We start from the raw sequence: 13,786 nt of genomic DNA, 5'->3' as shown, positions 1-13,786 counted from the left end.
TTAAATCACGCCTTAGTATTTTTAAAGTTACTTCTCGATACCCGCTAAGTCTAATAAGAAAGCATAATTAAGTGCGGTGTCTTGCAGGCTCTTAAAGCGTCCTGATGCCCCGCCATGCCCAGCTTCCATATCTATTTTAAACAACAATTTATTGTTATCTGTTTTATATTCACGCAGCTTAGCAACCCATTTAGCGGGTTCAAAGTATTGTACTTGTGAATCATGTAGGCCCGTTGTCACTAACATATTTGGGTAAGCTTGTTTGCTTACTTGATCATAAGGAGAGTACGACAACATGTAGTCATAATACACTTTGTCATTCGGGTTACCCCATTCTCCATATTCATTCGTTGTCAGCGGAAGGCTCGCATCAAGCATCGTAGTTACTACATCAACAAACGGTACTGCTGCGACCATACCCTGATAAAGCTCAGGGGCCTGATTAGCCACCGCGCCCATTAATAAGCCCCCAGCGCTACCACCCATAGCAAACATTTGATTTTCATCACCATATTGCTGTTTTACCAAACCCTTAGTGACATCAACAAAATCGTTAAACGTATTCTTTTTATTAAGGAGCTTGCCATCTTCATACCAAGGACGTCCCAGCATTTGTGAGCCACGAATGTGAGCGATGGCAAATACAAAACCCCGATCGAGTAAACTTAAACGAGAGCTTGAGAAGCTAGGATCCATTGTCGCACCGTATGAACCATACGCATATTGCAATAATGGATTGGTGCCGTCTTGTTTAAATTTGTCTTTGCGATAAACCAAGCTCACCGGTACTTTCACGCCATCTCGAGCAGTAATAAATAAGCGTTCCGATGCGTAATTATCAGCATTAAAATCACCGACAACTTTTAACTGTTTGAGTAAGGTTTTTTCAGCGCTATCTAAATCAATATCGTATGAGGTACCTGGGGTCGTCATACTGGCATAGTAAACACGTAAACTTGGATTATCTAACTCGTTATTGCCATAAGCATGAACCATATAACTGCTGTCATTGAAGCTCAATGTTTGCTCATCGCCCGATGTTAAATTGCGCACAGTTAAACGAGATTGCCCCATTTCACGCTCTTTATAAACAAGGTGATTGGCAAATAAATCAATTCCTTCGAGTTTAATATCTTCGCGCGGTGCAATCACCGTTTGCCAATTCGTTTTATCGTGTGCTTTGTCTTTATGTACCTTCATGAGCTGAAAGTTTACTGCATTCAAATTCGTTACAATGTAGTACCAATCACCATGCTTAGATATATCGTATTCAAGGTTTTCTTCACGCTCAATTAAGCGCTTGGCTTGTGCTTTAATATTGTTAGCATCGATAACCGATACGCCTGACGCACTCGTGCTACCATGCCAAATGTAAATTTCTTGCTTGTCTTTACTTTTGCCTAGGCCAGTGTAATAACTGGTATTGGCTTCTTCGTATACTAGCTCATCTTCTGATTGCGCCGACCCAAGCGTATGACGATATACTTGATAACCTAATAATGTTTGTAAGTCTTTCTTGATGTAGTAAAAGGTTTTATTGTCATTGGCCCAAACAATATCGCCACTCGTGCCCTCAAGCTTATCTTTTAATAGCTCACCCGTGGTTAAGTCTTTTACTAAAATAGTATAAATACGACGACTAACAGTGTCTTCGCCATACGCAAGGAGATTACCGTTAGGGCTGACAGACAAACCCGTCGCTGAATAATAATCATGCCCTTCAGCCAATTTATTTACATCTAAAATAACCGTTTGGTCAGAGCCTGTAGCATCTGTGCTGCGTACATACGTTGGATATTCATTATCCCCGCGAGTTTGTGATGAGTAGTAATACTCTCCACTTTTAGTCGGCACTGAATCATCATCTTTTTGAATCCGCCCTTTTAACTCTTCAAACAAAGTCGCTTGTAGCGTTTCAGTGTGCTTTAACATCGCATCAGTGTAGGTATTTTCAGCATTAAGGTGCGCTATAACTGCAGGGTCTTTTCGTTCATCATCACGCATCCAGTAGTAGTTATCGATCCGCGTATCTTCATGAATAGTCATTTTATGAGGCACTTTTTTTGCCACTGGCGCATTCACTTGAGTTTGCTCGGTCACACTTTGTGTGCTGTTCATTGTTGATTGTGTTTTTTGTTCTGAGGCTTTATCACATGCCGATAAAACAGCGACAGATAGCGCTGCGAGTGCAAAAGAATGGAGAGTTTTCATAGTATTCCCTAAAGTTATTATTTTTCCATGTTCCATAATATATATGTACTTGTATGTTACCAATAGCGCTTTGTAACACAATGTAAAAAGGGAGCCTAAGCTCCCTTTATTAACTATCATTATTTACTAGTTATACTATTATTTTTGTTTACGACGACGCATAAACGCAAATGGTGCAACTAGTAATGATAACCAAGCTAATGAGCCTGATGTATCATTATCATCATCGTCATTAGAGCGTAGGTTATTTACGTCAATTTCTACACTGACAGCTTTTGAAACATAACCTTTACTATCTTCAGCTTGAACACTAAATACAATTTCGTTATCAAATTCATAGTCAATTTCACCCATTGTTACAATTGAACCATCAAGCTCAACTTTAACCAATGTAGTTCCTGATACTATGAAACGAGTGATTGGGGAAGTTTCTGCGTCAGGGTCTGAAAATGCAAGTTGACCTAACACTGTACCAAGTGGCACATTTTCATCTGTACGGAATTTCTGACCGCCCTCAATTACAGGTGCGTGAGCCTTTGGATCTGCAGTTACATTAAGCATTACTTGTACAACTTCAGATTCAAGTCCACTATCATCCATTACAGTTACGTCTAATGCCAGTGTTGGTGTATCGTAGTAGCTCATGCTACCTGACACAACTAACTCACCCTTGTCATTTACACTTACGGATGTACTATTAGACACTTTACCGCCTGTAACCATAGTTGCTGCGCTTTCAAACAATGTGTAATCAAGCATACCAATCACAGTACCTTCTGCAGCAGTCTCAATCACGCTAAAACTTTGACCTGGTGCAACAACTGGCACTTCATCAGCATCATTGGTGATCATAACTTTAATCACGGCAGCTTCTGACTCAGAGCCTAATAAATCTGTAGCTTTCACTGTTAATAAAATTTCTTTCACATCTGACTCAAAGTCTAATAAGCCACTATCTGCTACGATAATATCACCAGTTTCTGCATCAACCATTAAGCCCGGAGCAGACATATCAACTACAGTGAAGTTTGTAATACGTAAAGTAGGCTCTTCAACAAATTCAATACGTCCAATAGTAATACCATCAAGCGCCATTTCGTTAATTGAAAGTTCAGCAGCAACAATGTCAGGAACGGCCGGCATTTCAGGCATGTCCGTCATAGAGTTAGTGTAAACATCCGTTCCAGTGTAAGAAGCAAGAGCAAAGCCACCTTCTGCTGTTACAACCGCTTTTTGTCCTGGAGCTAACTCTGATACTTTAGTATCCGCATCTTCAGTCGATGTTAAATCTACTACAGGGTTTGCACCAAATACTGTAGAGCCAACTACACTGTCAGTTTCAAAGTAAACACCAGCTTGGTAACTTGGATAACCAACAGAAGCTTCAATGTTAACAGTACCACCTAACATATTTGCATCTAAGCCAAGTAATTCACTACACCCCGAGAAGGTAACAGTATCTTCACCGGCAGCATGGAACATTGGCGTGCCCCACTGCCAACCATCTATACCATCAGCATCAATTGTGCCAATTAATGTACGACTACGGCCAGGTATTGCAGCAGTTTGTCCGACATCATTCAAGTTCATCATGAAGTGATCATAAACACCATCGTTATCAGTATCTAAGTTCATACGAACGCCTACTTGGCGCATATGAGTAATCTCATCACGTAACTGGATAGAAGATGTAATAAATACGCCCGACTCACAGTTTTCAGATGCATAAGCTGCAAACGTCGTGTTTAGGATATCAAAATCAGCTTCTGAGTTCTCCTCACTAGTAGCAACTACAGATTCAGCAACTGGATAAGCCGTTGCAGCACCTACGTTGGTTACAACTAACTCGCCAACACCATTTACTTCTTCATATGAGAATTCAAGCTCAGCACCTGCTTTAGGTAGTGCATGATAAACAAGGTGTAAAGCGTGGTCTGAATCAGCATCTGCTGTATCATCAAATACGAGTGCACCATCAAACTCTGCCATTGTAAGTGAAGGGCTTCGAGCAGCTAAATCATCTGCATCAAATGGGTTTTCTAGAGTCCACTCATGTAGTTTAGTTGGGTCAACAGTCATCGTTACATCGAATGTAGTTTCTGAATTAGCTGCAACCGTTACACTGCGAGGGATATCAAAGCTAACAGCACCGCTATCAACATCATTCATATAGCGTTCTTCGATGCGAAGGTCGTACGTTTTATCTTCATCTGAGAAGTTTTTAAGCGTTACTGTTTTCATGAAACTAGTCGCTTCAGTCATCCGCTCTAAACCAAATGATAATGCAGCTTGTGCTGTTTGGAATTCATCGCTTTCAACCCATGCGGCAACAGGTAGGTTAGCTGCTTTATCAACATTAACTAAACCAGCACCAATTAAGCTTATTGGTGCAAGTGGCGAATCTGGGTTAATACTTAGTGGCTCAACAGTCACATTTAAGTCTGCTGAGTTCATGATAGTTGCTTTGATTTCAAGCGCAGTACGATCTGGGTGGGCTTCACGTACAAGTGCCACAGCTCCTGCTGTAATAGGACCTGAGAACGAAGTACCTGTCGCTGGAGCAAGACCATCTTGAGTACCTGTAGCTGCAACCATGATGTCAGTACCAGGAGCTGTGATTTCAGGCTTTAACAAGCCGTCCATTGATGGACCACGTGATGAGAACGATGCAACAGCACCAGCTGTTACTTTACGCTCAACGGTAATACTATAAGTTGCAACTTCACCAGCTTCTAAAGCCGATTTTAGCGACTCGCCTGCAGCAAAGTTAATACCTACATTAGGAATAGTAACGGCAGCATCAAAACCACCCATTGGTGCAGGTGTGCCATCGTCAACATTATTTGCGATAAATACAAATGCCGCTCCACGGTTTTGTGCACTTAATACTTTTTGAGTAAAGTTACATGCACCGCGATCTATGATTACCGCTTTACCTGTAAAGTCTGTTTCTTCTGAAAATTCAACACAGCCATCTTGATTTTCTTCTGGGTATACTACTTCAGCATCTGCTTCTGTCATTGCAAAAGCAGTTTGTGGACCAAAGCCTGAAGGCTGAATGATTGCTTCTTCACCAGCAATTGTACCAGATGCAACACCTACATCATTAGCAGGGTGCGTCATCGCACCGACAGAAAGAGCATTTGGAGTCGTAGACGGACCACCGATACGGAATGGGTTATCACCATCATTACCTGCAGAAATAACAACGTTTACACCAGCTTCAACAGCTTGCTGTATTAAAAATTGTGTGCCGCCGCCAATATAAGTATCACCAAATTCACCACCTAGTGACATGTTAATAACATCAACATGATCAGCAGTATCGCCATCGCCATTTGGATCCATTGCAGCTTCAAGAGCTGAAGCTTGCGCAGCGCTTGGACAGCCTCCACCACACACAGAATATACATAAAGTTCAACTTCTGGTGCAATACCGGTAACTGAGTGAGAAACTGACGTACCATGACTTGTTGGCTCATCGACATCAGGTATTACTACTTCAGGATCATGTTCTATTGGATCGGCATCGTCACGCATAAAGTCGTAACCACCCATAACTTGACCTTGTGGCCAAGTAACTGACTCTGGGTCTGCTTGAGCTGCCTCATACGCTTCTACAGTACCTTCACCACCAAAGATAGAATGGGTATAATCAATACCGGTGTCTAACACAGCAACTGTTTGAGTAGAACCTGTGTATGTACCACTGCTTACTAGCGGAGATGCTTGAATATAGTCAGCAGTTGCTGCCACATGTAAATCGTAGTCAAACATAGGAAGAACACGTTCTACACGAGGATCACTCTTTATTTTTTCGAGTGCTCCTGGGCTTGCTTGCACGATAAGTGTTGGCGCTAAAACCTTGGTTTCAGCCAATACTTTTACGTTATTATCAAGAGAAAGTAAGGTGTCCTTAACTTGGCTCTGTAGTGTAGCTACGTTGTCATAACTAGTGCGTGCACTTGATACACTGTAAGTGCCTTGCTCCATCATATCTGCTGCAGTGGTTGCTTTTAATACTACTAAAAATGATGTTGGCTCTTTTTTATCAGCGACCTCTGCCTGCGAAATTGATGTATAGCTGGTGTGTTTAAGTGCACTTTGGTTTAATGAGTTGGCATTTGCTGCACCTGCGATTAATACACCGGTTACAGCAGTTGCGACAGCTGTTTTTTTTATTAGATTTTTAGACATGATTTCCCCTGGATGAGTTATTGTATTATTGTGTCTAGCGAAGGTTAAAATTACATTTCGTGAGCTAATATAAAACTACCTGGCAAAGATTGACAACAACATAGTTACATATCGATTACATAAAGTAATTAAAAACATCAAAAAAAAGCAATAACAACATGTAAATAAACAACTTTATTGATTTTTCATTAATTGTAAAACTTTGTAAAAATCAGCAGAAAAATATTAAAAGGAAATAAATGAATAGCGAAGTTATTAACATATTAACAATGGCCAAAGTTATTCAAACGGCCGTTGCTCCGGTATTTTTAATTACGGGTATCGCCGCAACTCTTGGCGTGCTTTCAAATCGTTTAGCACGTATCACCGATCGCGCTCGCCAGCTTGAACGTAAACTTAAAGTAAGCATTGATGAAGATTTTAACCTATCTCTTACCACTGAACTTAGAGCTCTATTAAAACGTTCTCGCTGTATTCACATCGCATTTAGTTTAAGTGTATTAAGTGCGGTATTAGTGTGTGCAGTGGTCATGCTGCTATTTTTGTCGCACATTCAATCTATTAACTTAGGGGTGACTATAGGTAGTTGCTTTGTAGGTGCGATGGCGTTGTTAATTTGTGCATTCATGTCGCTACTTGGCGAAGTATTCCTAGCCACACGCAGTATGCGCAGAGGAATGATATTTGCTGACATAGATATCAATGACTAAAAATATGAATCAAAAACGATAACTTACGTTTAACGGTTAAAGCTCAGTTAAGTTTAACCGCAATAAACTTGTATTCTTATTAATGCTAAGATACAACAGACGTTGTAAAGCTAATATTATCTATCAAGGGGCAAAAGGAATGAAATTTAAGCAGGTATTTTTAGGAACTATCCTATCAACTCTTACACTTGGCGCATCAGCTAACTCAGCATTTGAAGAACCTAAAGACGCAATCGAATATCGTCAAGCAGCGTTTTCGATGATCCGAGTACAAATCGGTGACATGGGCGACATGCTAAAAGGCAAAGTAGAATTTGACGCTGAGCGCTTTAAGCACCGCGCAAATAATGCAGCTGCATTGTCAAAAATGCCATGGGAAGCATTTGTTGAGGGCTCAGATAAAGGCGACACTTCTGCGTTACCCGCTATCTGGAGTGACAACGAAACCTTTATGAAAAAAGCGGTCGCTTTTCAGCAGTACGCTGATGAATTAGCCGTTGCAGCACAAAGTGGCGACAAAAAAGCCATTGCTAAAGCATTTGGCCCTTGGGCTAAAGGTTGTAAAGATTGCCATAAATCTTTTAAAGACTAAGCAAATCTCAATTTCAATAAAAACGGCGCTAAAAGCGCCGTTTTTATTTTTCAAAGCAAGTTTAACTAAATAAATAGCTTAACGGCTCTGCACCCCATGTCGTCATTAACACGAGTAATAGCACTACAAAGATGACAAATGCAGTCCAAGGTGCTTTAGTTACCGGGGTGTGATCATTTTCTTGCTCAGCGTCAGCTTTGCCTGTGATCATCGCTTTGACGAGCTTTTTGCCTTTTAAACGGTATATAACAATCGCACTAATGTGCAAAATGATGGCGTAGAAAAGTAAATCAAAATTCCTATGATGCACCCAACCTGCCCACTCAACAATATTACTCGATACGTATTGTACTAGCGGCCCATCAGTTAAAATGTCGTCAGTGGTCATTAGGCCGCTGATCAGTTGTGTCAAAATCAGAATAAAAAATGCGATAACCATATAGCTGCCAGCAGCCCCATGTCCAGGCTTAGTATCGCCAAGCTTAAATGACTTTATAGCAGCCAGTGGAGAATGAATGAGCGCAGTGAGTTTTGCGGTTTTACTACCAATTACCCCCCAAATTAAACGGGTGAGTAGTAATGCTAAAGTAAAAAAACCTGCAACAAAGTGTAGTTCGAGCATGCCCTCTTCAGCGCTAAAATACAAAGTGGCAATTGCAATAACTAATAACCAGTGAAAACTTCGGATAAAACCATCCCACACCTTAAGCTTACCCATTATTAACCCCTTTAAGTAAAAATATTATTATCCCAAACTTTCACTAAGTTAGCATCTTTACTGTTCATAGTTAATTGATCTATGGCAGACTACCGATATAAATTTCATAATAAATAAAAATAATGAAACTAACTACAAAGCGCGCTTTATTGAAAGGCTTTTTAGATATGCTACCACTGTGCTTGGCAGTGATCCCATGGGGCATATTGTGTGGTTCTTTAGCTATACAAAATGGCTTTACTGCAGTTGAAACCCAAGCCATGTCTTTACTGGTCTTCGCAGGATCGGCGCAACTCGTTGCCATTGAATTAATTGCGGGTAATACTCCCTTAATGACAATTTTATTTACCACTTTTATAATCAGTTCTCGGCATTTTCTATACGGCTTAGCCGTTCGCCACAAAGTAATCAACCAACCTTTGCGTTGGCGCTTACCAGTTAGCTTTGTATTGACCGACGAGCTATTTGCATTTTCTCATCACCGTAAGGCGTATCGTACAAAAACACGATTGATCTATGCATTAAGCGCTGGGTTTAGCTTTTATATAGCATGGAACCTATGGACTTTGATTGGCATCCTCGCCGGTAGCTTATTACCCGATTTAACAAACTTAGGTTTAGACTTTGCGATAGCAGCAACGTTTATTGCCTTGGTTATCCCCGGCATTAAAAATATTGCCACCTTGGCTACAGTGATCACCGCAGGGGTTATTGCAACCATTTTAAAAAGCCACGGGTTTGAGCTATGGCTTGTGACAGCGGCACTCATTGCCATGTCTGTTGGTTACATGATTAGTCGCTTACAAGTAACACAGGAGCATAAACTATGATGAGCACAATTTTACTCATGGCCTGTATCACTTTTTTCACGCGTTACTTATTTTTACACCACACGCTACCTTTTAGAGTCGGCCCTAAAATGCAGCAATTTTTGAGTTTTAGTGCACCTGCGGTGCTTACCGCAATATGGGTACCTATTGTATTCGTCAATGAGGAGGGTATTAATCTTGATTGGCAAAACCCATACCTGAGTGCTGCTATTGCTGCAATAATTGTCGCGTATAAAACACACAACATTTACTACACAACACTGGTCGGTATGGGTTTATTTTTGATATTAAACTAAGCGAGTGTTAAACGCTGGCGAGTAAAATTGCTCGACTTTTATCTAACGTCACTTGTTCGCGCTCACCTAGGGCAGTCATACCATGGCGCTCTAGTTGCTCTACAATCTTGTCTGCCACTTCTTCGCCCAACTCATAATCACTTAAGCGTGTTGGCATATTAACACTGTGGAAAAACGCTTCTGTTGCAGCAATCGCTTGCTCAATAGCCGCATCTTCATCGCTGGTATCAAGCCCTAAAACACGCTGAGCATACTGTAAAATTTTACCGCGCTTCGCTTCTTTTTGCTCAGCCATCATACGCGGCAATACAATCGCTAACGTTTGTGCATGGTCAAGTCCATAGATTGCAGTCATTTCATGCCCAAGCATGTGAGTCGCCCAATCTTGCGGTACACCTGCGCCAATTAAGCCGTTTAATGCCATCGTCGCTGACCACATAATATTAGCGCGTACTTGATAGTTGTCAGGCTCACTAAATGCTTTAGGGCCTTCTTCCATTAAGGTCATTAAAATACCTTCAGCAAATCTATCTTGTAACTTGCCGCCCACATCATAGGTTAGATATTGCTCCATCGTATGCACAAATGCATCAACAATCCCATTAGCTACTTGGCGCTTTGGCAGCGAGTAAGTAACTGCAGGATCAAGTACTGCAAATTCAGGTTGTACAAATGGGCTACCAAACGGTAATTTAGAATCGGTATCGAGGTTTGATATCACACTCATCTTATTCGACTCTGAGCCTGTGGCTGGCAAAGTTAGTACTACACCTATCGATATAGCAGATTTAATCTCTGCCCCTTTAGCCAGAATGTCCCACGGCTCGCCAGAAAAATTAGCCGCTGCAGCGATAAATTTACTACCATCGATGACTGAACCACCTCCAACAGCAAGAATGTAATCTATTTGCTTCTCTTTAACTACAGCCACTGCTTTCATGCATGTTTGGTAGCTAGGATTAGGTTCAATACCGGCAAACTCAAACCAAGTATGATCACTTAAAGCCTCAGCAACCTGATCATAAATACCATTACTTTTAATGCTACCGCCGCCATAAGTAACCAATACTTTTGCGTCAGTTGGGATTTCATTTTTAATTAACGCGATTTGTTGTTCGCCAAAATGAATCTTGGTTGGGTTTGCAAAACTAAAATTTAACATGCTTGCTCCATTGCTTGAATAGTGTGTATTTTCGGTGACCAAGTAATTGTAAGTGTTTAAACGCTAAATTAAAGACTAAAATCAGGCAATCACTTTTGCACAGCTGCAATAATTAATGCAATATACTTATATTACTTACTTTATGAGATAGAATAATGTGGCAAGGCCTGGATGAATTTTTACATGTTGTTGAGCATGGCAGCTTTACTCATGCTGCAAAAGCGATGGAAGTTTCAACATCTCATATTAGCCGCCAGGTTCAGCAATTAGAAAACCGCTTAGGTTCAGTATTATTTCAACGCACCACTCGTAAAATAAGCCTCACCGATGCCGGGCGTGAGTACGCCATCAAACTCAAAGCAATTAAACAAGAGTTAATTGATGCCAACACCCAATTGCAAGGTGAGCAGCGCAAGCCAAAAGGCCTTATTCGTATTACGGGTGCAGGTGAGTTTGTCGCAACCAATGTTGCACCTAAAATTGTTGAGTTTGTAAAGCGTTACCCAGAAGTCGAAGTAGATATGGACTTTAACAATCGTAATGTTGATTTAGTCGAAGAAGGTTTTGACTTAGCAATTCGCTTTGGTCGCATGCAAGACTCAAACTTAATAGCTCGGCCACTGTGCTCACGTGTTATGACCTTAGTTGCAAGCCCTGAATACTTAGAGCATCACACATCTCCCACTACACCATTACAGCTGATAGATCACAATTGCTTAGTTGCCATGGGTAAGCGCTGGCGGTTTAGTTTTGCTGGTGACATAAAAGAAGTAAAAATAAATGGGAATTGGCGCAGTAACCACCCAAGAGCATTACTGAGCGCTACTTTAGCTGGTTTAGGAATTGCGCACTTAGCCAGTGATATTGTACAGCCCTATGTGCAACAAGGTCAGCTAGTCACTTTACTTGATGAATACCAAGTGACAGATAATGCATCATGGCTGGTGTATCCGCGCAAGGATTTAATGCCGTACCGCGTTCGATTACTCATTGAATACTTATTAGCTAGTTTTTCTGATGACTAAAAATTAGGCTTTAAGTCTGTTGCTACACAGGATAAACTTTGACAAACAAAAATAAAAAAACCTTCACCATGAACGACTTTTATAAGCTTAGTGCCACCAGCCTGCAAGGGCAACCTATTGAATTTAATAACTTTGAAGGAAAAGTTGTGCTTGTGGTTAACACTGCTAGCCAATGTGGCTTTACCCCGCAATATGCTGGCTTACAAACATTACATGAAAAATACCATCAGCAAGGCTTAGTGATCATAGGCTTTCCTTGCAATCAATTTGGTAAGCAAGAACCCGGTGATGCAACGCAAATTAAACAAGGGTGTTTAATTAATTATGGTGTCGATTTTCAAATAATGAGCAAGGTAGATGTCAACGGCAAACACGCACACCCTGTGTTCAGGCATTTAAAGTCTGTATTACCTGGTTTTTTAACTCGTAAAATAAAGTGGAACTTTACCAAGTTTTTAATAGGTAAAGACGGTAACGCAATAAAACGTTTTGCCCCGTTTACTAAACCACAGCAAATAGAAAGCACCATAGTGAAAGCTTTACAGAACAAAAGCTAGCTCAGATAGTAAAAGGCTGTTTGTATTAACTAACAGCCTATTTAAATCCCCTTAGTGATTTAAATACTCATCAAAGTCATCATCACCTAAGTTTTTACGCAAACGCTTTTGCTCTAGATAGTCTTCCAACTTTTTTTTCACCTTTTGCTTCTTCTTGTCGTGTTGATTGCGCCCAACCATTTCATATTCGTCTTCAACAAAATCATCATCTAGCGCATCATAACTAAATGTCTTACCCACAACCCACTCCATAAAGTGTTTGAGACCAATGCAAGCTTCATACAAGCATTGGTAAAGTTAAAAATTTTAGTGCCTTTTAAACAGTAAAAAAGCATCAAATACAGCCACCCTTCTATCTTATAAAGAAGGTATGTCAGTAATGTGAATAAATAGCGCTTAATTTGAATTCTGGAAAGTGAGAGTTTTTTATCGAAACGATAAACATCTTTTATGCATTTAAATATTTTAGTCAAAATGACTAATTTATAGTGTTTCTTTAAATTTTTAAATTATATCAAATTGCATTAAAAACAATTAAACCATTGTTTTTAATTGATTTATATTGTTGGCATCAAACTTGATATCTCTTTATCAACAAAAGTTAAATTCAACACTTAGCAGGATTACAAAAATGAAAAAATTACTATTAGTCGGCTCTTTATTTATTGCTACAGGTGCAATTGCTCATGACGATCACGATACAAATATCTCATTTAGTGGTGATTCATGTGAAGTCGAATTTCAAAATGATGTGCGTATCAAACCAAGTGAGTTAGAAATTTTCACCGCTGATAATCACAGTATGGTTTTTAGTGATAATGGTGAGCTGCTAATTGATGGCCAAACACTAGCGCTTGATAGCGAGCAACGCCAAGCAATCAGTGATTACTCAGACAGCTTACGTAGCCAACTTCCTGAAGTTGCAAATATTGCGCTTGAGGGCGTAAAAATAGCGGGTGTCGCCATTGAAGAAGTCGCTAGCGCGTTTAACATTCAAGGCTTTGATAGTATAAATGAATTAATGGCCGACATTGAAGTTGAAGTAGAGAATACATTCTATCAGCAAGGCGCCTTTGTAATGGGTCAGCAAAGCTTCAATGAGTTTGGTGAAAACTTTGAAAGCCACTTTGATGAGCAAATCGAAAGCGCTGTCGAGTCGGCCATGATGCAATCAATGGGCAGTATATTAATGGCACTAGGCTCTGAATTAATGGGTTCTGGCGGCGATATGCAAGCATTTGAGCAACGCATGGAAAACATGGGCGAGCAAATAGAACAAAAAGTAGAGTTACAAGCTAATCAACTTGAAAAGCGTGCCGATGCATTATGTGGTAATTTTTCAACCATTGCAGAACAAGAGCAGCAACTCGTACAACTTGTTCCAGAACTTAAAAATTACCAACTATTTAGCTATAAGCAAAATAATTAAATCAATATATAAAATTTGATATCCCTTTAGCAGCATTGGTCTTAACAGCCCCTGCTGCT

The 13,786-nt window shown here is 40.3% G+C and carries 12 protein-coding genes; 7 read left to right on the top strand and 5 right to left on the bottom strand.

Going from position 1 to position 13,786, the window contains the following annotated elements; genetic code table 11:
- Window positions 1–27: 27 nt before the first annotated feature.
- A complete protein-coding gene (locus tag AAEU30_RS09910) occupies window positions 28–2,211 on the bottom strand; it encodes a S9 family peptidase (RefSeq protein WP_421960354.1) in 2,184 nt (727 codons plus the stop codon).
- 138 nt (window positions 2,212–2,349) lie between these two features.
- Complete coding sequence (locus AAEU30_RS09905) at window positions 2,350–6,408, bottom strand: S8 family serine peptidase (protein ID WP_421960353.1); 4,059 nt, start codon at window positions 6,406–6,408, stop codon at window positions 2,350–2,352.
- 239 nt (window positions 6,409–6,647) lie between these two features.
- Between AAEU30_RS09905 and AAEU30_RS09900 the strand changes: the two genes are divergently transcribed.
- Complete coding sequence (locus AAEU30_RS09900) at window positions 6,648–7,118, top strand: DUF2721 domain-containing protein (RefSeq protein ID WP_421960352.1); 471 nt, start codon at window positions 6,648–6,650, stop codon at window positions 7,116–7,118.
- 139 nt (window positions 7,119–7,257) lie between these two features.
- Window positions 7,258–7,710, top strand: a complete 453-nt coding sequence (locus tag AAEU30_RS09895; protein ID WP_421960351.1) for a c-type cytochrome — start codon at window positions 7,258–7,260, stop codon at window positions 7,708–7,710.
- Between the two features lie 61 nt (window positions 7,711–7,771).
- Here the strand turns inward: AAEU30_RS09895 and AAEU30_RS09890 are convergent, their stop codons facing one another.
- Window positions 7,772–8,428 (bottom strand): cytochrome b/b6 domain-containing protein, encoded by a 657-nt coding sequence (locus AAEU30_RS09890; protein WP_421960350.1) that lies wholly within the window; start codon window positions 8,426–8,428, stop codon window positions 7,772–7,774.
- 122 nt (window positions 8,429–8,550) lie between these two features.
- Between AAEU30_RS09890 and AAEU30_RS09885 the strand changes: the two genes are divergently transcribed.
- Together AAEU30_RS09885 and AAEU30_RS09880 are read left to right on the top strand one after the other, a co-directional pair.
- Window positions 8,551–9,258 (top strand): AzlC family ABC transporter permease, encoded by a 708-nt coding sequence (locus tag AAEU30_RS09885; RefSeq protein WP_421960349.1) that lies wholly within the window; start codon window positions 8,551–8,553, stop codon window positions 9,256–9,258.
- Window positions 9,255–9,554 carry an AzlD domain-containing protein gene (locus AAEU30_RS09880; RefSeq protein WP_087531249.1) on the top strand — a complete coding sequence of 100 codons (300 nt, stop codon included), beginning with the start codon at window positions 9,255–9,257 and terminating at the stop codon, window positions 9,552–9,554. The genes AAEU30_RS09885 and AAEU30_RS09880 overlap by 4 nt, the downstream gene beginning before the upstream one ends.
- Before the next feature lie 7 nt (window positions 9,555–9,561).
- Here AAEU30_RS09880 and AAEU30_RS09875 read toward each other — a convergent pair whose 3' ends face one another.
- Window positions 9,562–10,716: an iron-containing alcohol dehydrogenase gene (locus tag AAEU30_RS09875; protein ID WP_421960348.1), complete on the bottom strand. Its 1,155-nt coding sequence runs from the start codon at window positions 10,714–10,716 to the stop codon at window positions 9,562–9,564.
- 155 nt (window positions 10,717–10,871) lie between these two features.
- Between AAEU30_RS09875 and AAEU30_RS09870 the strand changes: the two genes are divergently transcribed.
- On the top strand, window positions 10,872–11,741 hold the full coding sequence (locus AAEU30_RS09870; protein ID WP_421960347.1) for a LysR family transcriptional regulator: 870 nt from the start codon (window positions 10,872–10,874) through the stop codon (window positions 11,739–11,741).
- A gap of 68 nt (window positions 11,742–11,809) precedes the next feature.
- Window positions 11,810–12,298 (top strand): glutathione peroxidase, encoded by a 489-nt coding sequence (locus tag AAEU30_RS09865; protein ID WP_421960409.1) that lies wholly within the window; start codon window positions 11,810–11,812, stop codon window positions 12,296–12,298.
- A gap of 51 nt (window positions 12,299–12,349) precedes the next feature.
- Here the strand turns inward: AAEU30_RS09865 and AAEU30_RS09860 are convergent, their stop codons facing one another.
- Complete coding sequence (locus AAEU30_RS09860) at window positions 12,350–12,538, bottom strand: PA3496 family putative envelope integrity protein (protein ID WP_087531252.1); 189 nt, start codon at window positions 12,536–12,538, stop codon at window positions 12,350–12,352.
- Window positions 12,539–12,929: 391 nt separating this feature from the next.
- Here AAEU30_RS09860 and AAEU30_RS09855 point away from each other — a divergent pair, with 391 nt between their 5' ends.
- On the top strand, window positions 12,930–13,727 hold the full coding sequence (locus AAEU30_RS09855; protein WP_421960346.1) for a YggN family protein: 798 nt from the start codon (window positions 12,930–12,932) through the stop codon (window positions 13,725–13,727).
- The last annotated feature ends 59 nt before the right edge of the window (window positions 13,728–13,786 follow it).

It is taken from the genome of Pseudoalteromonas mucoides (assembly GCF_049257175.1).
Classification (GTDB): domain Bacteria; phylum Pseudomonadota; class Gammaproteobacteria; order Enterobacterales; family Alteromonadaceae; genus Pseudoalteromonas.
The sequence above is the reverse complement of the archived record's forward strand: the minus strand, read 5'-3'. Positions and strand labels throughout refer to the sequence as shown.

Coding starts and splice junctions, on each gene's coding strand:
- AAEU30_RS09875 (WP_421960348.1), bottom strand. CDS start 10,716: ATGTTAAATTTTAGTTTTGCAAACCCAACCAAGATTCATTTTGGCGAA.
- AAEU30_RS09895 (WP_421960351.1), top strand. CDS start 7,258: ATGAAATTTAAGCAGGTATTTTTAGGAACTATCCTATCAACTCTTACA.
- AAEU30_RS09880 (WP_087531249.1), top strand. CDS start 9,255: ATGATGAGCACAATTTTACTCATGGCCTGTATCACTTTTTTCACGCGT.
- AAEU30_RS09910 (WP_421960354.1), bottom strand. CDS start 2,211: ATGAAAACTCTCCATTCTTTTGCACTCGCAGCGCTATCTGTCGCTGTT.
- AAEU30_RS09890 (WP_421960350.1), bottom strand. CDS start 8,428: ATGGGTAAGCTTAAGGTGTGGGATGGTTTTATCCGAAGTTTTCACTGG.
- AAEU30_RS09865 (WP_421960409.1), top strand. CDS start 11,810: ATGAACGACTTTTATAAGCTTAGTGCCACCAGCCTGCAAGGGCAACCT.
- AAEU30_RS09855 (WP_421960346.1), top strand. CDS start 12,930: ATGAAAAAATTACTATTAGTCGGCTCTTTATTTATTGCTACAGGTGCA.
- AAEU30_RS09900 (WP_421960352.1), top strand. CDS start 6,648: ATGAATAGCGAAGTTATTAACATATTAACAATGGCCAAAGTTATTCAA.
- AAEU30_RS09870 (WP_421960347.1), top strand. CDS start 10,872: ATGTGGCAAGGCCTGGATGAATTTTTACATGTTGTTGAGCATGGCAGC.
- AAEU30_RS09905 (WP_421960353.1), bottom strand. CDS start 6,408: ATGTCTAAAAATCTAATAAAAAAAACAGCTGTCGCAACTGCTGTAACC.
- AAEU30_RS09885 (WP_421960349.1), top strand. CDS start 8,551: ATGAAACTAACTACAAAGCGCGCTTTATTGAAAGGCTTTTTAGATATG.